Below are 323 nucleotides of genomic sequence, written 5' to 3' on the forward strand. Positions count from 1 at the left end.
ACGAAGGTGCCGGCGCCCGGCCGGCTCTCGAGATAGCCTTCGGCCAGCAGTTGCTCATAGGCCAGCAGCACGGTGTTGCGCGCGATCGCGAACTGGTCGGCCAGGGCGCGGGACGAGGGCAGCCGGCTGCCCGGCGCCGCGTCGCCGCTCAGGATCGACGCCTTGAGCTGGTCGTAGATCTGGGTCTGCAGCGGGGCATCGCGGTCGAGGCGGAACAGCATGGCGCTATCTTAGGCATTGCCCGGAACGACGAAAGGGCGGGGAGATCCCCGCCCTTCCGCACGATCGTCATCGGATGCCGCCCTGGGGCGGCAACCCGTCTT

The 323-nt window shown here is 69.3% G+C and carries 1 protein-coding gene; it reads right to left on the reverse strand.

Annotated elements, in window-relative coordinates:
* On the reverse strand, nucleotides 1-221 hold a 221-nt coding region (locus P409_RS35845; RefSeq protein WP_034850034.1), incomplete at its 3' end, for a GntR family transcriptional regulator.
* Nucleotides 222-323 lie beyond the last annotated feature (102 nt).

It is taken from the genome of Inquilinus limosus MP06 (genome assembly GCF_000767795.1).
Classification (GTDB): Bacteria; Pseudomonadota; Alphaproteobacteria; order DSM-16000; family Inquilinaceae; genus Inquilinus; species Inquilinus limosus_E.